General features: G+C 67.2%; 15 protein-coding genes. 1 reads left to right on the forward strand and 14 read right to left on the reverse strand.

What is annotated here, in order from left to right; genetic code table 11:
- Nucleotides 1-68 precede the first annotated feature (68 nt).
- The 14 genes from D7Y15_RS11255 to dnaN form a co-directional block, all read right to left on the reverse strand.
- Entirely contained in the window at nucleotides 69-1,514 is a 1,446-nt protein-coding gene (locus D7Y15_RS11255; protein ID WP_233604898.1) for an SAVED domain-containing protein, read from the reverse strand.
- An 83-nt stretch (nucleotides 1,515-1,597) separates the two neighbouring features.
- Nucleotides 1,598-2,089, reverse strand: a complete 492-nt coding sequence (locus tag D7Y15_RS11260; RefSeq protein WP_158629039.1) for a Mov34/MPN/PAD-1 family protein — start codon at nucleotides 2,087-2,089, stop codon at nucleotides 1,598-1,600.
- On the reverse strand, nucleotides 2,070-3,902 hold the full coding sequence (locus tag D7Y15_RS11265; protein ID WP_121752554.1) for a ThiF family adenylyltransferase: 1,833 nt from the start codon (nucleotides 3,900-3,902) through the stop codon (nucleotides 2,070-2,072). Before D7Y15_RS11265 ends, D7Y15_RS11260 begins: the two co-directional genes overlap by 20 nt.
- On the reverse strand, nucleotides 3,899-5,026 hold the full coding sequence (locus D7Y15_RS11270) for a nucleotidyltransferase (protein ID WP_233597125.1): 1,128 nt from the start codon (nucleotides 5,024-5,026) through the stop codon (nucleotides 3,899-3,901). Before D7Y15_RS11270 ends, D7Y15_RS11265 begins: the two co-directional genes overlap by 4 nt.
- 9 nt (nucleotides 5,027-5,035) lie before the next feature.
- Entirely contained in the window at nucleotides 5,036-6,250 is a 1,215-nt protein-coding gene (locus D7Y15_RS11275; RefSeq protein WP_233597123.1) for a hypothetical protein, read from the reverse strand.
- Between the two features lie 200 nt (nucleotides 6,251-6,450).
- Nucleotides 6,451-6,864 (reverse strand): hypothetical protein, encoded by a 414-nt coding sequence (locus tag D7Y15_RS11280; protein WP_121752555.1) that lies wholly within the window; start codon nucleotides 6,862-6,864, stop codon nucleotides 6,451-6,453.
- A 46-nt stretch (nucleotides 6,865-6,910) separates the two neighbouring features.
- Nucleotides 6,911-9,907, reverse strand: a complete 2,997-nt coding sequence (locus tag D7Y15_RS11285) for a CHAT domain-containing protein (protein ID WP_233597122.1) — start codon at nucleotides 9,905-9,907, stop codon at nucleotides 6,911-6,913.
- A complete protein-coding gene (locus tag D7Y15_RS11290; RefSeq protein ID WP_120577942.1) occupies nucleotides 9,907-10,452 on the reverse strand; it encodes an RNA polymerase sigma factor in 546 nt (181 codons plus the stop codon). Before D7Y15_RS11290 ends, D7Y15_RS11285 begins: the two co-directional genes overlap by 1 nt.
- Before the next feature lie 82 nt (nucleotides 10,453-10,534).
- Nucleotides 10,535-12,493, reverse strand: coding sequence for an SAVED domain-containing protein (locus tag D7Y15_RS11295; RefSeq protein ID WP_233597121.1), 1,959 nt, complete (start codon nucleotides 12,491-12,493; stop codon nucleotides 10,535-10,537).
- 5 nt (nucleotides 12,494-12,498) lie between these two features.
- Nucleotides 12,499-13,368, reverse strand: coding sequence for a nucleotidyltransferase (locus D7Y15_RS11300; protein WP_120577941.1), 870 nt, complete (start codon nucleotides 13,366-13,368; stop codon nucleotides 12,499-12,501).
- A gap of 67 nt (nucleotides 13,369-13,435) precedes the next feature.
- On the reverse strand, nucleotides 13,436-14,506 hold the full coding sequence (locus tag D7Y15_RS11305) for a site-2 protease family protein (RefSeq protein WP_121752556.1): 1,071 nt from the start codon (nucleotides 14,504-14,506) through the stop codon (nucleotides 13,436-13,438).
- The gene (locus D7Y15_RS11310) at nucleotides 14,499-15,233 is read right to left on the reverse strand and encodes a hypothetical protein (RefSeq protein WP_120577939.1); all 735 of its coding nucleotides are present in this window, start codon (nucleotides 15,231-15,233) and stop codon (nucleotides 14,499-14,501) included. The genes D7Y15_RS11305 and D7Y15_RS11310 overlap by 8 nt, the downstream gene beginning before the upstream one ends.
- An 84-nt stretch (nucleotides 15,234-15,317) precedes the next feature.
- Nucleotides 15,318-16,550 carry a hypothetical protein gene (locus D7Y15_RS11315; RefSeq protein WP_233604899.1) on the reverse strand — a complete coding sequence of 411 codons (1,233 nt, stop codon included), beginning with the start codon at nucleotides 16,548-16,550 and terminating at the stop codon, nucleotides 15,318-15,320.
- 112 nt (nucleotides 16,551-16,662) lie between these two features.
- A complete protein-coding gene (dnaN, locus tag D7Y15_RS11320) occupies nucleotides 16,663-17,769 on the reverse strand; it encodes a DNA polymerase III subunit beta (protein WP_121752558.1) in 1,107 nt (368 codons plus the stop codon).
- A gap of 265 nt (nucleotides 17,770-18,034) precedes the next feature.
- Between dnaN and D7Y15_RS11325 the strand changes: the two genes are divergently transcribed.
- Nucleotides 18,035-18,538 (forward strand): DUF6748 domain-containing protein, encoded by a 504-nt coding sequence (locus D7Y15_RS11325; protein WP_121752559.1) that lies wholly within the window; start codon nucleotides 18,035-18,037, stop codon nucleotides 18,536-18,538.
- Nucleotides 18,539-18,551 lie beyond the last annotated feature (13 nt).

The raw sequence follows: 18,551 nt of genomic DNA on the forward strand, positions 1-18,551 counted from the left end.
GCCCTCGACGAAGGCGGACAGCAGAGAGGGGCTTCGCGAGTGGCGCCGACTGGAAGGCGGATGGACCTTCACCCGGTTTCCATCATCCAGAAAGGGACGTAACCGCCCTTGGCAGTCCGCTCGTAGGCCACCACCAGGCCCATCGCATTGAGGCGTTGGCCCAGAAAGAGGCAGCAGCCTGCTGGGGCGTAGGGGATGAGGTGCGTGGTGGCGGTGCGAAACCGGACGCGGGACTGACGGATGAGTTCACGTGCCCGCACCGCGAAGGCGACTGCGTCTCCGTCAGAGCCCACCGCACCATCGTGCGGCCCTCCATCCGGCTCCAGCACCAGGACCGCGCGGAAGCGCCCCTGATGCTCGGCTTCGAACCGCTCCACGTCCGGGCCCGCGTCACCCGTGAGTTGAAACACCACCAGCAGGTCCTTCGCGTCCGGTGTTCCCTCTCGCTCGGTGCTTCGCAGCTCCCGCCGCGTTGGCGTCGCGTCCGAGCGCCACAGCACCGTTTCGCCGCGTGTTGCCTGTTCCACCCGGAAGCGATCGCCCGCGACTTCCGGGAAACAGGCACCCACGGCCAGCGAAACCGACAACGGCACCTTGCCCCGGAAGTCGATCAGCGCCTCCGGTGGTCGGGATGCCAGCCTGCCTCGGGCCTCTCGCAGTTCAGGAAGCAATCGCTCACGCCAGACCGCCTCCGACGGCACTTCTCGGGTTTCCCTGTTGAACTGCTGCGTCCAGTCCAATTCCACCATCGGTGGTTCGCGCCACTGGCGCCTGGCCCACCCGTGGATCCACAACCCCACGCCTGGGGTGTCGGTCCTCGGCGACAGAAGCCCACGCTCCCGGATGAAGACCTGGAGCTTCGCCCTATCCAACCGCTTGGCCTCGCCACCGGCCTCGATCCACTCCCGAATCCCATCCAACGCGATGGCCCGGGGCTCCGGGCCCTGCCTCAGCCCGTGCATGCGCATGCGCTCATCCACGCGCTCTTCCATTTCCACCATGCTCGCCAGGCCCAGGCGGAACCGCAGGTCCGCGCAGAAGACGCGCAGGACGTCCCACTCCACCCCCAGGTGCTCCAGCCATCGCATCCGAGCCATCTTCAGCACCCCGGTCGGAGCCTCCGCGAAGAAGTCCTCGGTGAGGCTCCAGTCCCGCCCCTGGAGGTATCGACCCAGCTCTGGATCCGCGGGCCAGTTGCTCACCAGCCACACCTCCACGGGCCCCTGTTCGCGCAGTGTCTTCCAGGACGCGAAGAGCTTCTGGAGGAGCGACCGTCCCCGGCCGACCGTTTCCGTCAACCCTTCCAGCGTGTAGAGCGCCCGGTGGTCCACATGCCATTTCACCTGCATGTACCGGCTGGCCGCTTTCATACCAGGGCGAGGGTGCAGGGTGACGTCGTCCGCCGCGCCCGCCTCGGGATGTTCGACGAAGGCGGACGCGAACGGACTGTCTTCGTCCAGCAGCGACAGCAACACGTACCAGCTGAAGAGGTGCTGGTAGCGGTCGCCCTGCATTCGAGATGCGCTTTGTTCGCCCATGGGGTCACGTCACATGAAAAACGGATGACAGCTCAGGAATGACACGCCCCAAGACGCACTCACACCCGCGGCAGCGGGACCGCCTCGGCATCTCGGGGAACGACGTGGACACTGACGGACCATTCTCCCGCCGGGTCCCCACCGACAATCAGCAACAACGGCTCCGGACACCGATAGCGAGGATCGCGGGCAATCGACATGAGCTGCCTCAAGTCCGTTGCACTGGGGATCGGCGCCGCGAACGGGTGGAAATGCCACTCCCCGAGGTAGTGGTCGCGGCGGGAACTCCAGCTGCGGTCGAGTAGCGCCTGCAGTCCTTTCGTTCCACGCTCGAACCATGCCAGTCCTCGCTTCGAATCCGGCGGTGGGCTGGACACCCTGCGAACCCGGGCGCAGTCGAGCGCCTCGGAGTAGTGCCCCACCAGGATACCGCCTGTCTCGTGCTGCTCAGAAGCCCGGCAGAGCTTGAGCAGCTTTCGCAGCAGGGGTTGGGGCAGGTGCACCTGGAAGCACGCATCCTCTGAATGAAACTCAAGGTCCGGCATGCGCATCTGTGCCGTCCCCTCGGCGTACCCCCTGGAAGTCATCGTCTGTCCCTTCGCGGGAATACGTCTCCACCCGGGTCATGGGGCGCAGCTTCGCGGACCGCACCAATGCCTTCACGGTGAGGGCCGCAGCCAGCATCACGTCATCCGCCCGAGCAGGAAAGACCGGATGCCAGCACCCAACGCCCTCTCGTGGCAGGTCCGTGCGAAGCAACTCCTTGTAGTCCTCGCGGATCCATTCCCCGCACTGCGCCCAGAAAGACTTCACGGGAAAAGATGTGCCAGTGGCGCTGAAGCACAGGACCCGCCGCGCCCCTACGCCAAAGGACGCGGAGAAGAAGAGCCGGGGCTCATCCCAGGTGATTCGCGCCAGCGCTTCGAGGACATCATTGGAAGCAGTGCAGTCGATGACCGTTTCGCACCGGGACACGAGCCAGTGGGGCTGCTGGGGCGCCAGTTCCAACGACTGCGCAAGGGCATGCACCTGGAGGTCCGGGCTGATGGAACGCAACCGCTCCGCGAGTGCGCGGGCCTTGGAGGCTCCCACCTCCGTCAGGTCCAGCGTGTGCCGCACCAGGTTGCCACCCTCGACGATGTCAGGGTCCATGACGACCAGTCGGCACACGCCTCCTCGCACCAGCATCTCCGCGACCGCGGACCCCAGCGATCCCGCACCGAGCAGCAGGATCCATGAACGCCGCAGTTCCTCCGGCAGCGCCCCACGGCTGCGAAGCTCCTCGGGAGCCCAGTCATCGGTCTGGAGCCAATCCACAGGCAGCGGTCTGGCGAACAGGTTCGTCAGGTCATACGCCTGACGGTTCCGCACGGTGCGAGAGTACCCGCGCAGCGCCACGTCTCCGTGGGAGAAGACCGGCAGCCGCGCCGCCCACCAGTGCGTCCGCACGGCGGGCTCTCCTACCCTCGCGGACACAGGGAAGCCCATGAGGCAGAGGTGCCTCGTTCCATCCCGGAGTCGCTCAGCGAACGCCATCAAGTCGTCCCTCAAGTCCCAATGCTGGGCCTTGGCTGCGCGCTCCAGGTCCTGCCAGGTGGTGGGCGCGGCGTGGACAGGGAGCAGGGGGAGTTCCTTGCAGCGCATCCATGGAATCCGCACACGTCGCTTGCGCGGGACCCTGTTGAGAAGATCTCCCCATTCCAGTGAGAACAGCCAGTGCCCCTCGAACGAATAGAAGGCGCGCACCGCGAACACCCGTGGGTTGCCGGGCAAGGGCACCAGTTCTGCCCACCCGCGTGAATCCGTGAGCGCGTTCCAGAGGGAGAACGTCTCGGGACCTTCACTGAAGACCACCCGGGCACGGTCCCGAATAGGCAGGTCCGGAAGCTCGAAGGGCTGTCCCGGGGCAAGGAGCTGACCGCGCGCCGCGGCCATGAGCCACTCCTGAAGCGCGTGGACATACCACTCGAGTCGGCCCGCGGCATCGCGAGCCTCCTCTTCCTCCACCCTGAAGCCGAGAGACGCCCTTCCCGTCTGGAGGCACAGCAGCCCATCGCGCCAGGGCCGGGTGGCCGGCCCCGGCGTGTTCAACCGCTGGTGCGGATAGGTTTTTTCGAGGCTCCCGGTCTTCGACGGATGAACGTCGATGCGCCCCAGGGGATAGCTCGCGTCGATGAAGAAGTACCACTCCGTCCACTCAGGAATGGTGCTTCCCCGAGTATCAGCCCGCACGCGCAGCGGAAGCACCCAGACCGACGTCTCCGAGTCCCACCACAGGTCACCGAGCAGCACGACGTCGGATCGACCATCCAGAACCCGCCGCCCCATGCGCAGGTCCTCCGTCAGCTCCGGCACCTGCTTCACGCGAACCTGCCGGAATCCACGCTCCCGCTTCCTCCCTCATGGGGAGTGAACGACTTCTTCGGTCCTCCTTCGGGCGCGGAAGGGAACTTGTCTCCGAAGAGCTCCCGCCATAGCGGCGCCGCAGTCTGGGCGTCGGGGGACTCGAAGGCCTTGCGCGCCAGCTTCGCGGCGACGCCCACCTGGGTATGGAACTTCGAGAAGTCATCGCTGGAAATGCGTGCCATGACGTTCTGGTCCACGCCCCGGTCCTGCGCGTACGGAACCTGCGCGGCAGCCACATGCCCTCCATAGCGACGATGGAAGTCCTCCAGGGTCCGCACCACGCCCTCGGCCACGGACGTGATGCCCTCGGGACAGCAATCTCCCAGCAGGTGCTCCAGGGGATAGCTCTTGGGGCGTTCGGGAAGCTCCTTCAGGTGGACCAACCGCCACCATTTGAGCGCCTTGACGACGTTGACGAAGTGGCCGGAGGTCCGAGCGTTCTTCTGATTCGTCCAGCGCAGCTGCGCGAGCGGATGGGTGTCCTGCCAGGCCCCCGCCGCCCTGTCGGGAATGCGCAGCAAATGCGCCTTCCAGATCTCCTCCTCCTGATCGGATTTGATCAAGGGCTCTTCCGAAGACTCCTCGTCAAGACGAACCAGCGTTTCACCCTTCGCAAGGTCGCTGTAGATGCCGGCCTCCGCCTCCGTCGGCGCCGCAGTGATGACGAGATCCATCTCGACGCTGTACATCTCGATACCGAAGGAGCGGCCCTGCCGCTGGTACTTTCCCGGGTAGTGCTGCTTCAGGAAGGGCTCGAAGCAGTCCATCGCCTGGTCGGGCGTGAACTCGGACTCCTTCATCCGGGTCACCACGACGAGGTCAACATCCGCGCGGTTCCCATCTTTGGGGCGTACCGCCGTGCGCCGCTTGTAGCTGCCCTGCAGGAACATGCCGACGAACCCGGGAACCAGAACCGTGTCCTCCTGCAGGCGCTTCCGGAGCAGCGAGTGTCCCTGGATCATGTCGGCGCGCTGCGCGGGGGTGGGACGGATCTTCTGGAGGAAGTCGATGAAGTAGGTGGGAAGAGGATTGCTCATGGCATGAAGATCACGATGGGCGCGGCCGTTATTACCCGCGCCCATCACCGGCCTTCAGCCTGGCTCCACGAGCCGCACCGCCGGGTCGCCCAAGAGGACGTAGCGGGTGACGTCGTGCCGCTCCATCCACAGGCGTGCTCGCTGGATGCGCACGTCCAGCGGCAAGGGGTCCTTGGACGGCTTCGCGGCGTCCTGCTGGTAGTGCCGGCTCAGCTGTGCGTCCAACTGGCCCGCGTGACGAAGGAGCATCTGGAGAGACACGCCCGCGCGATAGCCCTGCAGCAACTTCGTCATCACCGACTCGAGCCGGTAGGCATGGGACTGACCCGTCAGCACGTCGTGGAAGGCGTGGATCCAGGCCATGTCAAGGTGGGCGATGACCGCGAGCGGACCTTCGGGATTCGCCAGCGCGGCCTGGGGCAGGGCCGCGCTGAACGAGCGGCCGTCCTGCGGGCGTGACTGGCGGATGCTCTCCAGGATGCGTGGAGACGCCTTCCCGGACTCCACAAACTGCTTCATCCAGGGCTCATACACACTCTGGAGCGGAGTGCCCGCCCCGAAGCAGGCGAAGTAGAACCAGACACCGCCCGGCAGGAACGGCCGGCGCCGGAGCTCCTCTGGCGTCAACACCACGCCTCCCCCCATGTACATGTTGCCCTGCCCCTGTCGCTGGCCCAGCGCGCTGCTCCAGCCTCCTTCGGGTGCACCCAGTCCGTGGCTCATCGTGAAGAGCAGGCTCGGAACAGCCGCTCCGGCCACTTCAAGGAGCCGCTCCAGCCCCCCTTCCGGAAGCGTCTCCTCCAGGAACTCGCTCGCGGGGAAGTGGTTCTGACCGTGCTCCTCCCGGCACCGCCCGACGGTCGGCGCGACAAGATTTCGCTGCCCCATCCGCGTGGCGAGCGACATGTCGTTGACGGCGAGGAACACCGCACGGGCCCGCCGGTGCGGCTCGGAGACACAGGTGTGAGCCAGGACCTTCTCGACGTAGGACGAGTAGTCCGCCTCTTCATCGAACGCCAGGCGGCCCACGAAGCAACCACCGTCCTCCACGAGGGATGTCTGTAGCTCCAGCGAGAGTTCATCCAACCCTCCCGCCAGCAACACATACCTCGCATGGTCCCGCTCGGGACGCGACCAGGAGTGCAACGTCCGAACACGGAAGTCGTCAGCCTGGACCGCATCCATTCCTGGCGGCACCCGGTAGGTCTCCACTGGAGCACCCTGCTCCTGGGACCGCAGTTCGCACAGGCGCGCGAGACGGACTTCCACGGCCCGCCCCCGCGGCGTGTCCGGGACCAGCAGCGCCCAGCGCTGTTCACGCAATTGGTCAGGCGGTCCCGCGAAGTTGTGGAGATGGGAGGGAATGGGCACCGGCGCCGGCGCCGGCGCGTCCGCGAAAGCTTCCCAGGGGAGGCCCTCTTCCAGGACGGGTCTTCCGCTCCCGGAATGGGCCAGCAGCAGCTGGAAGGTCACGGCTTCTCCTTCTTCGCGTCGGGAAGCCGCTCGGCGGGCGCCGGAACCTTCGCGGTGCCCTCCGCGCCCTGGCGGAGCGCCGACGCCTTCTCGGCCTCGGGGAGCGTCAGGCCGGGACGGTCCGTGCCGGAGCCCGCCTTGGTGCCCCCCGCATTGGTGTCGGTCGGCGGAGGACCCAGGAAGACCGCGGCGCTCTCCGACCGCACCTGGGCCTCGAAGCGGGGACGCTCCAAATGAGTGCCATGCACTTCAAAGAGGATGCGGTCCACTCCGTCCATTACCCCAGACCCGACGAACCCCTTCGTGGACGTTTCGATGTAGACCTGACGTCCCTCCTCGGGTTGTCCCTCGAAGAACGGGCGGCCATCCCACTTCGAATACACCTGTGGCTTCAATGCCTTCCCATGCATTGTCTCTTCTCCTGAAAGATGTTGACTGCGTTCGGGCGGCTTCTGCCTATTCGAAGACCAGGACCCCGTTGACCCAGTTGTTGGATGCACTTCGCTGCAACCACTGCTGCCGTTCGTCGCGGACCGCCGTGCCAAGCGGGCTTCCCGCGCGAAGGCGGTCCCGAACGTTCCCGAAGAACACGGACGAGTCTTCGTCGGGGATGGGCAAGGTCGCCGCCACCACGCCGCGAGCCCCTGCGGCCAGGAAGGCATTGGGGAGGCTGCCGAGTTCGTGGAGGGCCGTCGTGCCCCGTGCCGCATCACAGGCCGCGAGGATGACCAGGGGGGCCTTGAGCAGCTTCATCTTGCGGATGAGTTCCTCGGTCAGCATGTCCGAGCCGTTCGTCTCGGGCGCCAGCAACAAGTAGGTGCTCTTCGGCCCCGGCGCGACCTTCCCATGGGTCGCCAGGTCGATCTCCGAGGCCTTGGGCATTTCCGCCAGCACGCGGCTGGGCGTGGCCGCCAGGTCTGTCAGGGTCACCAGGTCCTCGTCGGGCGTGATACGCGCGGTCCACCGCAATGGCGATTCGTTGCGCTGTTCGGCGTAACGGACCTCGTTGACGACCAGGTGGGTGCCCCGCCCCACCGGAGGCTGTCGCGCCGCGGCCAGTGCCCGGTAGCGCCAGGCCATGTCCGCGGGCAGCAGGCCCGAACGGCCCTGGAGGGGTGGCCGAGCCAGCACATCCACCGAGCCGCAGGGACGTAGGGCCTTCACCATGTCCGGGGGGACCACGTCGGCCATGTCCACCGGCATCCGCTCTGTCCGCGTCGGGATGTACTGCTTCAGGAGCTGTCCATCCGCGCCGCGACCCACCAACAACTGTCGCTCCGTGTCCTCGGTGAGGCCCAGGACACAACTTCCCGGCGTGTCGAAGCCCAGCTCGTTCCCAAAGCGTGCGAGGGCCGCCGGGAAGTCCGATCTCCGGGCATCGTCAAAGATGAGGGAAGTGAAGCCGTAGGCGCGGGCATGTTGCGCCGTGATGTCCGTCCAACCGGCCCCGCTGGCCGCAGCCTCGGCACGTGTCGCCTGTTCGATGGCGTCCATCAGCAGCGCATGCCCTTGCGCCGGATCCACATCGAGGAGGAATCGCCCCTGCAGGGATTTGACGAAGGCGCGCTGGCCTTCCGTCACCGGGGGATCCGAAGCCAAGCCCTGCTGCACGGCCTCCACGTCTCCGGGCACACGATGGGTCCGGGCGATGTCCGCCAGTGCTGCCACTCCATGCTGGGTCAACGGCAGGCCGGTGGCCAGAGCCTGGTTGATTTCGTCCCGCGCCACATCCAATTCCAGCGCCGTGATGGCCAGATGCGCCAGATTCTCATGGATGTCGCGCGCGAGCCCCTTCCCGCCCCCCATCAGCAAGGCCTCCCCGAAATAGGCCCGGCCCAACGTCACATCCGCGGACATGCGAGCCACGCTGCCAAGCGCCTGGAGCAACATGCGCTCCTGCTCCCACTGCCCCAGCCGCGCCTGGGTGAGCCCTTCACGGGCGAAACGCTCTGCATCCTGGAGCTGGAAGCGCCAGCCGGACACATATGCCAGGTCGTTGCGAACCTCCGTGCACCGATAGACGAGGTGCTCCTGTGTGCAGAGCTCCAGCGCCTGCTTCAGGTCCGAGAGCGCGAGGTCATATCGATCCTTCTGGCGAGAGCGGTCCGCGCGTTCCTGAAGCGCCAGGACCTTGAACCAGGGGTCCGGGCTGCTGTTGCCCAACGCGATCAGCTTCTCCCCATACTCCGAGTCGGGACCGCGGGGAGAGAACATCACCAACGCGCCCAGCGTGATGTCCTCCTCGTTCGAGGCCAGGAAGGCGCGCAGCAGGGCTTCCTTTCCAGAGGGCTCCACCGTCCCCAGCACCCACCGGCCGTAGGCCTCCGCCAGGGAGGCTCGGCGCGAAAAGTCCCGGCTCGCGACTGTGCGGAGATAGTCTGCCAGCACGGTCTGCTGTCCCGCTTTCGCGTCCAGGGCTTCCGCCAGAGGAAGGAGCGCGAGCACCTCCTCGCGCGAGGTGCGGCTTCGCACCGCATGGTAGAAGTCACGCCGCATCATCGGCACGTCGGCGTACCGCATGGCCTCATCGAGCGCCTGGGCACCGCGCGCCACGAGCTCGGCACCGGCGCTGTTCGCGGCCTCCCATCGCTGCTGACGCGTCGTCACTTCCGCGAGCTTCAAGCGCTTCTCACGGGCCTCGGCACGCCAGCCGGGGTGGGTCTCCTGCCCCTCGACAGCCTCCAGGTCCTGGATGGCCAGCAACGGCAGGCCCAGGTCCCGGTACACGAGTGCGCGGTTCCAGTGTGCCTGGAGATGGGTGGGCTTGAGCAAGAGGGCCTGATGGAGCAGTCGCAAAGCCTCTCGAAGTTCGAGCAGCGTCGAGGCAGACCCCTGGGTCTTCTTCGCGGAGGCGTAGGAGGCCGCGCCCAGGTCGCTGAGCACGTCGGCCGGATCCCCCTGCCGCTCGGCTTGCATCCGTTGCAGCAGCCCCCTCGCGTTATCGGGCTCTGGGGGACCCGCGGTCAGGTACGCGGCCACGAGTTGGGACAGGTCTCCCCGTCGCTCCAGCTCACTCATCACCGCCAGAGGTCGACCTGTGGGAGTGGCGGGCGTGGCTCCACCCATCAACGACTGGGCAGGTCGGCGGTACTGGTCCGCTCCCGGGTAGGTGACACGTGCCTCCAACGCCCGCGACGTCCCAGCCCACAGCGCGGGCTCTGGGGAGGACACCCGCCGGCCCACTCCACCCACGCCCAGGAGCACACCGAGCGCGACCGCGACCAGGACCGCCCCTGCGGCGAGCCATCGGTTGCGGGGCATGGCGTGCCACGGAATGGTGATGGGCCCGTGCCGTTCCAGGTAGCGCCGTCCCATCTGATCAAGCTGAAGGTGCCGCGTCAGCTCCGTCTGGCAGTGCGCGCAGTCCGCCAGGTGTCTGCCAAACGCCTGGGACTCCGCGAGCGGCAGGTCTCCATCCGCGAAGAGCGGCAGTTGGTCGCAGGGCTTGGACATCAGTGGGTTCCTTCATCGACATAAGGCAGGAGGAGTTCGTTCAACCGCTGGCGCGCATCGAACAAGCGCTTGGCCACGGCATTCGGCTTGACGCCCAGGCGCCTGGCGATCTCCTGGTTGCCCAGACCCTGAACATGGAGGAGGAAGGTCACGCGCTGCAGTTGGGGGAGCTGGTCCACGGCCCGATCGAAGCGCTCTGACGTGATGCGCTCATAGGTGGACGTGCTTTCCCCCTGCCCCAGGGTCCAGCGGGTGATGGTCGGGTCGTCCTCGGCGCGTTTCCGACCCATGGCGCTCCGCTGCAGGTCCACGAAGTGACGGTTCATCACGGCAATGAGCCATCCATCCATGGACTCATCTCCCTGGTCGTTCAGGGAGCCCGCGACGTGCTTGATGAAGCGCAGGAGGGTCTCCTGCACAAGGTCCTTGGGATCCAGCCCCTTGGCACCCCGGCAGAGTCGCTCCGCGATGGGCATCAACAGCTGGTAGTACTTGTCCTGCCAGTGGTCGTAATTAAGGGCCACGCGCTCCCCGGCGTTCGTCATGACCGCATCTCCGGTCCTTCCCCACCAGGGAAACGGAGGACCAGGCGGATGTTACGTCGGCCTTCGCGCGCACCACGGTGGGTCATCGCCGCCGCTTCTTCGGGGCCTCTTGCGGGTTCCAGGGCAGCTCCACGTACCCTTCGGGCCCTTTCCGGAAGTTGAAGAGCCTGAGGCGGGGCTGTGATTTCGGGTTGTAGGCACGCCCCAGGGCCGCCGCGAGGCTGGCCGGACAGGCCATTGCCAGCCAGATCTCCTGTACCTGGGGCAGTGTTTCCCGGATGCGCTCCAGGCAGTGCCAGAACTCATCCATTGCCCGGGCGGAGTCGTCGGGTCCCTTCAACGCGGTCTGGGAGGGTCCTCCAGCGACGACGAGGCGAAGGAGGACTGGAGGTCGCTCATGCCCTAGCCAGCGAGCGAGGTCCGCTTCGATGACAGGCAGGGATACCTCCACGGAGATGGCCAAGCGGCCCCCGGCTTCGTGACAGGATTCCGGAGTCGGCCAGGGCTCCTGTTTGAAGTACGGCTCCATTGGCAGGGGAACGGTCCTACCCGAGTCGTAGTAGCAGCTCCACTCATCACTCCCCGCTCTTCGCGGCTGGTAGACCTTGAGACCCATCTGGCTCAAACGCCACCCCAGGTGGAACATCAAGGGCAGGGGCGCGCGTCCGAAGAGATGAACCTGGGAAGTCCTGGGTCCCAGGGCCTCAGTGAGTGCCTCCGCGCGGTGAAGAGCCTTGCGCCATTCAGCGGGGGAAGAGGGCAGGAACTCTCCCACCTTGCCAAGCGGTTGAAGGACCAGAACGTCCTGGGCGGCCCTTGCGCCTGCCCCCAGTGCTCGCTGCACCGTGGACGATGGAACGTTGTAGTTCAGCTCGTACGCTAGGGAGAGATCACCTGAGAACTCCATGGGCAGCCCCTCCTTGTCGGAAAAGAGCACGCGTTGGCCCTCCGCCACCTCAGGCTCCTTCGAAGGGGACACGAGGAACTGGAGCGAAGCCCAATCGAGCGAGCCGGCTGGAAGCGCTGCCAGTGCAGCCTGATAGGCCTCCTGGAGGGAGCGCTTCTGCTGGCAGCGCTCCCGATAGAACGCACCTGTCAGCGCCACTGAGCCCGCCACCGAGAGGGGCATCAAGGATGCGATAACCGTTGGAATCCCCAACTGATGAAGGGGCAGCGCAACGCCTCCAATCATGCTCCCCATTTCTCCGGGATGCCCACTGTGGCAGGCGCTCACAACTACCGCGTGGAGGTTGGCTGCATGCGCACCGCCCAGCAGGTCCGGAAGGGCGTGTAGCCCAATGGGCACTGGCCTCTGACCGCAAGCTGGATCCGACACAACCAGCCCATAGCTCCCTTCACCCAGCCTCGTCCCATGGCAGAGAAGGTGGAGGATCCGGTACGGCCTGCCTTCATGCATTGCGGTATCGAGACGCTCCCGGAGCGCCGCAAGGCTCACGCCCGGGCACTCATCCACGCGTGAGTCGAAATCAGGGCAGGCACGCCGTAGAGCATCCAGGTGCTGACCATCACCAACGGGTCCGCCCGCGTCCGACCAAGCGAACAACACTCTCCCAGGCTCTGTCCCTGGAGACGGAAAGCGAGGCTGTCCGACCCACTCCAACGCGATGACACAGGACTTGAGAGTTCCCAGCCGGCGCTGGTCCGAGAGCCGGGTCAAGGGCCAAGGAAGGTTGAATAGTTCCACCGAGCTGAGCCGTAGCCGCAGCAGTACGGGTTCCCCCTGGGCTTCGGCCCGGCGCAACTCCGCCTCGTAAGCCGCCCAGCCTCCCAGATTCTTCAGGGCCCCCTCTAGAAACTCACGCAGCAGCGTCCCCACCTGGACCTGCTCTACCTCCGTCATGTGCGACCGAGTCAAGGCTTGCTGCACGGATGCCACCTTGTCCCAAGGAAGCACGGCGTGTCCGGGCCGACCGTTCATGTCGATTGCGGTATAGCCCTGCGACTTGCCGTTGAAGGCATACGCCTGGTCGGGATTGTCTGAACGCAACAACTGGAGCGTCAGCTCGCGCGGCAGGGGCATGGCATCTACCTCACCGGAAAGTCGGGTCCCAACAGCTCGCGCCAGACCTCGTTCGCCGAAGCCATCTGCCCCCTGCGTTCCTGCTCAAGCGCCCAGGCCGCCTGGCGCAACGCCCCTGAAAGCCGTTGTTGGGCCTGCTGGAGCTTTCCCTGGCTGATTCCAGCGTTGACGGGAGGCCCAATCCCCGCCGGCTCCAGGCACGTCTCTTCGACGCGCCCGCTCATGAACTTGAACAGGTGCGCCATGCCCTCTGCATAGCTGGCTCCCTGTGGCAGGGTGGCGATGCCTTCGTAGGCCATGACCTCCAGCTGAAAGGAACGCGCCGGCCGGCCCTGTTGCTGATTCCAGCGCTTGACGGCCTTGATGAGCGGCTTCAGCTTCTTCTTCGCGCGCTCGTTCGCGGCGTCACAGATCGCCTGATGACGACGGGGGTCACTCAGGATCCACGTGTCCCTGTCCAGATCAGGGATGTGGTAGAGGTTTCGCTGCCTCGGGTCTTCGATTGCAGGGACCACATCGAAACCGATGCCCGTCCCCGTGAAGTCAATATTGACCGAGCGGTTCTGCAAGCGCGCCTCCTTGCCGCGAAACTCCGCCTCGAGCGCATGCTTCACGCGTAGCAGGAACGCCTCGGGCGAGAGCGGCTCTCCCCTTCCATTTCCCCCTGGGAAGATAAGGAAGAGGTCGATGTCGTGGAGAGGCCGGATGGCCGTGTTCCGGCCATAGGACCCAGAGAGGATGGATTCCTTGGGCCCGAGATGGCGGCGCACGGCGTCGAAGACCTGACGCTCCTGCCGTTTCGCCTCGCGTTCCTCACCCTCGCGCAATTCGAGGGACTGCATGAACCTTTCAAATGCCTGCGCCACGGTCAGCATCGTTGAATCTCCCTCTCTCACCAGGGAAACGATGGAGACCGTGGGAATTACATTGGCAGGAGTCTTCTCACAGCTTCGCCGTCGCTCCCGTCCAGTGCTGCGCGGCCCAGCCCAGCGCGCCCAGGCCCACCACCAGCGCGATGAACTCCACCAGGGTGCGCAGGTCGCCCTTCTCCGACGAAGGCGTGAGCAGGGCTCGGTATGCCGCCACCCCTCCGACGAGCAGGAGCATGTTCTCTCCCGTGGCGAACCACGTCGCGCCCACCACGGCCACCACCAGCCACCGCTGTTGGCGCGCCAGGGCCCGGAACCCTCGCGAACCATCCAGCTGCCACACCGGCACCAGGTTGAACAGGTTCATCCATGCCGCGAAGTGCGCGATGGCGCCCAGGACCTTCCACCCCGTCAGCACCGCCGCCACCAACGTCACCACCACCGCCACGCTGCCCCAGATGGGCCCCGCGAGCCCCATGCGCGCATCCTCGCGCTCATCCACTGGATTCTGCTTCAGGCGCACGAACGCCCCCAGGCCCGGGATGAACATGGGCGCGTCCGCCTTCATGCCCAGCCGCCGCAGCGCCGCCACGTGCCCTATCTCGTGCACGTAGATGCAGGCCACCACTCCCAATGCGAAGCGCCAACCCCAAACCGTCCAGTACACGCTCACCGCGAACAGCATGGAGAACAGCGTGCTCGCCTTCGTGAGCCCGAGCAGCAGCAGCTTCCCCTTGCCCAACAGCAGCGCCAGCACGAACTTGAACTTCCACAGCATCAGGCCCACCGCGCCCATGCTGGCCAACACCTTCGGCATCCCCGAACGCTTGCGCTCCGCCTCCGCCAGCGGCGCCGCCAACCCCAGCGCATCCGCCTGCTGACTCAGCGCCGTCACCCGCGCCGTCACCTGCGCGTGCTGCGCCGTGTCCGGCGGCAACAACTCCAGCGCCTCGCGCCACAGCGCCAGCGCCTCCATCGGAGCGCCCCGCTGCGACGCCGCCTGCGCATCCGCCGCCAGCTGCGTCAGTCGCTTCCCGTGCACCAGCTTCCGGCACGACGGACACGTGAGCAGCCGGGGCGCCAGCTCCGAACCACACCCCTCACACCGCTGCGTGAGGAGCGATACCGCGAGCGCCTCAGCCAACGGACCGCTCCTGCTCCGCCGGTGCGGCTTCACCCTCGGCCGGCGCCTCCGCCAGCTTGAACGGCCCCGCGATGTTCAGCTCCGTCCGCTTCGTGCGGCGCCACGCCTCGAACAACGCGAAGCCGTAGATGAGCCCGGAGAGGGGGCTGTTGATTCCGACCAGCACCGGCGCAGCCACGGAAATCACTCCCGCGAGGACCACGTTGACCGCGGGGGAGACCGCCTCCGTTTCCTCCGCCGGCGCGTCGGTGGCCACCTCGGCCGGAGGCTGCGTCGTGAGCTCCTTGTAGACATCCGGCGCGAGCGAGGCCGCCACCGCGAAGTACGTCAGCCCCACCGCCAACACCTGGTAGACCCAGCCGCCGCGCGACTCCGAGCCCTTGAACACCGCGGTCCCCACCATCCACCCCACCGCGATGGCGATGAGGCCGATGTTGTAGCCCGTCAGTCCCACCCCCCAGTAGAGGAGCGCCCCCGCGATGGCCGCTCCAAAGCCAAACACCGACGCCGTCAGGAAGCGCTTCGCCTTCGAGCCGCCCGTCATCGCCGCCTCCACGTCCTCGCGGCACGCGGGACACAGCAGGCGCGTGTTCAGGTCGTAATACACGCTCTTGATGGCGCGCTGACAGACGGAGCACTTCGGTGCCGAGGGGGCTTCGGTGAACTCGGCGCGGTCGAACTGGAGCGACGCCGCGTCATCGGACGGCGGAGGAACAGGCTGGGTCATGGGCGGGGATTGCGACAGAGAAAGGGAAACGGGCCCACCCAACCTAACAGAAGCCTTCCGCCCCCCTCAAACCGGTGTCTGTCTTCAGCCGCCCTGCCGCAGCGCCGCGTGCCGCGCCGCCTGCACCAGCGCCACCAGGTCCCCATTCCGAGCCACGTCGCCCCCCGCGGGCTTCGCGTGCTCCGGCGAGAACAGCCGCGCGGGTGTGCGTGCCTGGCCTCGCAGCATCACGAAGAGGCGCAGGGCGTCCCGCAGGGCCTCCGCCTCCGTCCCCTCCTCCGCGCGCGCCCTCATCGCGGCCTGCTCCAGCCGCGACCACGCCACCTCTTCACTCCACGCGCCCCGGGGCCGCTCGCGAGACAGGGCCGCCAGCGCCGCCGCCGTCTCCACCAACCCCGCGCGCCCTTCCGTGAAGACGCTCCGCGCGGACAGTCGCAGCGCCGGGTCTTCCGACAGTGCGGCCCGCCAGGACAGCAGCGTGGGCAGTTCCGCTTCGCGCGGCACCACCGGCGCGAGCTCCGCCTCCAGCACCGCGCGCACCCGCACCCGCGCCACGTCGTGCCAGAAGGCCGCGTGCAACAGCAGCTCCGGCCCACTGCGCGCCACCCGCGTCGGTGCTCGCCGCATGCGCCGCTGGAGGAAGTCCTTCACCCGTCCCCGGCTGTCGTAGCGCTCCAGCCGCTCCCACAGCGCCACCAGCGCGGCGGCGCCCAGCGGCAGCGCTCGGGCCAGCTCCCGCGCCTCATCGTCGGAGAAGGCCGGCGCCCCTTCCGTCACCGGGCGCATGAACACTCGCTCGAACACCTCGCCCGCGGCGCATGCGGCGCGCAGCTCCGGCAGGTTGCGCGGCAACAGCTCCACCGCCTGGGCCCAGACGCGGCCGCCCAGGAATGGCGCCGCGTCCAGCACCTTCGTCTCCAGGCGCAGCAGCCGCTCTCCCAGCGTGGTGGGGCCGCCGTCCTCCTCCGCGGTGTCTTCGTCGTCGGAACCCGGGGAGGCACTGGCGGACAGCCGCTTCTCGGCCGCGCGCTCCACCGCCTCTCGCAGGCGCTCCACCTCGTGCATCAACCGGACGGGGGCGGCGTTGGGTGGCCAGCCTTCCGCCTCCACGCGGCGCCTCATCGCGGCCAGCGTCGCGTCCACCTCCGGCTGGTCGGCGGCCACCTCGCGCAGCAGCTCGAAGTGGTTGCGGATCCGGTCCTTCCAGAAGAAGGACTCCAGTACGCCCTTGAGTGCGCGGTAGCGCAGGCGCGTGGCCTCCAGGAGGTCCGCCCGGTCCTCCAGCCGCGCTCTCAGGTCGTCTGGACGGGTGGCCACGCCCTCATCATAAGGGCCCCTCGCGCCGGGCGCAGGCCTCCCCATGGCGCGGAGCGTCGGACTTGGAACGGTGACGTCCCGCCGACGTGGGAAGTTGGACGACTGTGTCGGCTCAGACGCGCATGGGCATGACCACGGCTGTGAAGCTGCGGTCGCCGGGGCCGTGCAGCACGCCCGGGCTGTGCTCGTCACCCAGTTCGAAGCTGACCTCGTCCGTCTCCGTCACGCCCAGGACGTCCATGAGGTAACGGGCGTTGAAGCCAATGGTGATGTCGTTGCCCTGGTAGTCCACGTCCAGGGCGTCACGCGCCTCACCCAGGTCCGGGTTGCTGGCGGTGATGAGCAGCTTGCCCTTCTCCAGGCCGATGCGGATGGCGTTGCTCTTGTCCGCGGACAGCAGCGCGATGCGCTTCAGGCCTTCCAGCAGGCGCACCTTGGGCACGAGGACGACCTTCTCGCCCTCCTTGGGGATGACGCGCTGGTACTCCGGGAACTGCCCGTCGATGAGGCGCATCACCATGGTGAGGCCCGGCTTCTTGAACAGCGCCGAGTTCTCCGCGAACCCCAGGTGGCACTCCGCGTCCGGGGCCTCGTCCAGCAGGCGCTTGAGCTCCATCAGGCCCTTGCGCGGGATGATGACGCCGCTCTTGAGCTTGAAGTCGCCGGACATCTCGCGCTCGATGAGCGACAGCCGGTGGCCGTCCGTGGCCACCATGCGAACCTTGCCGCTGGACTGGGGCTCGAAGAAGACGCCGTTGAGGATGTAGCGCGTCTCGTCGCTGGAGATGGCGAACTGGGTCTTCTTGATCATCTCCAGCAGCACGTTGCCGGAGATCTGCACCAGGGGAGCGTTCTCCTCCTTGGGCAGCTTCGGGTACTCCTCGGCGGCCATGCCGACGATCTTGAAGTGCGCGGAGCCGGAGGAGATGTCGACGTAGTTGTTCGCCAGCTTCTTGAGCGTGACCTCCGCGTCCGGGAGGTTCTGCACGATGTCGAAGACGTACTTCGCGCTCAGGGTGACGGCGCCCGGCTTGGACACGTCCGCCGGGTGCTCGGACACGATGCCGATGTCCAGGTCGAAGGCCGTGACCGTGATGCTGCCCTTGTTCGCCGTGAGCAGCACGTTGGCGAGGATGGGCATCGTCGTCTTGCGCTCCACGATGCCCTGGGCGCGGTAGAGGGCCTTCTTCAGCTCGTCGGCGGCGATGCGGAATTCCATCGTGGGCGTCCTTACAGGTCACGGCCCCGGAGGCCGATCTCTTGGGGCGCGGGTGTACAACGAACGGGGGGGCCCTTCCACCGTCTTGGCACCCCTTAATGGGCATGCTCCGCCCGGTTCCGGACTGTCCGGGTGTCCAGGTGGGACATGCAGGAAAAAGGCCCCTGTTGCCCTGGTGGGCGGGCGCGCGGCCGGGCAGAGTGGACCCGGCCGTGCCCCTCCCGCGTTGTAGGAGGGCACCCCCGTTCTCCTTCCCGGAGTCGCCATGAACGCCCGCTCCCTGCTCCTGTCCGCCGTGCTCGTACTCGGCCCGGTGGCGTGCAGCACGCCCTCGTCCCCCACCGCGCAGCCTTCCAGCGACGTGTCCGGCGCGGAGGCCCCCGCCGACCTGAAGCGGACCGACGTGGACGCGCCCACGGGAGCCGCCAACGAGCCCGGCACGGCCGCCCCCACCCCCTCACCCGGAGACGCCACCATGACCACCAGCACCGTCTACATCGTCAAGGACAACGGGAAGCGCTGCTTCGCGCCGCCCTGCGACCACTACGACCTGTTCAGCGCGGACGCGCCGGACAAGAAGCTCCAGTCCCTCCACGAGATCGACCTGACCGCCGTCACGGGCGGGGACGACGCGAAGCTGGGTGAGCTCATGCAGCGCGCCTCCAAGGGCGGCCCCGGCCTCAAGGTGGAGGGCTCGCTGGACAAGCGGCTGAAGGCCGGCCCCGGTGGCGACGCCATCGTCCTGCGCGCCACCCGCATCGTCGGCTGAGCGCGCCCCTTCC

Origin of the sequence: Corallococcus sp. AB030, from assembly GCF_003668965.1 — a bacterium.
GTDB lineage: Bacteria > Myxococcota > Myxococcia > Myxococcales > Myxococcaceae > Corallococcus > Corallococcus exiguus.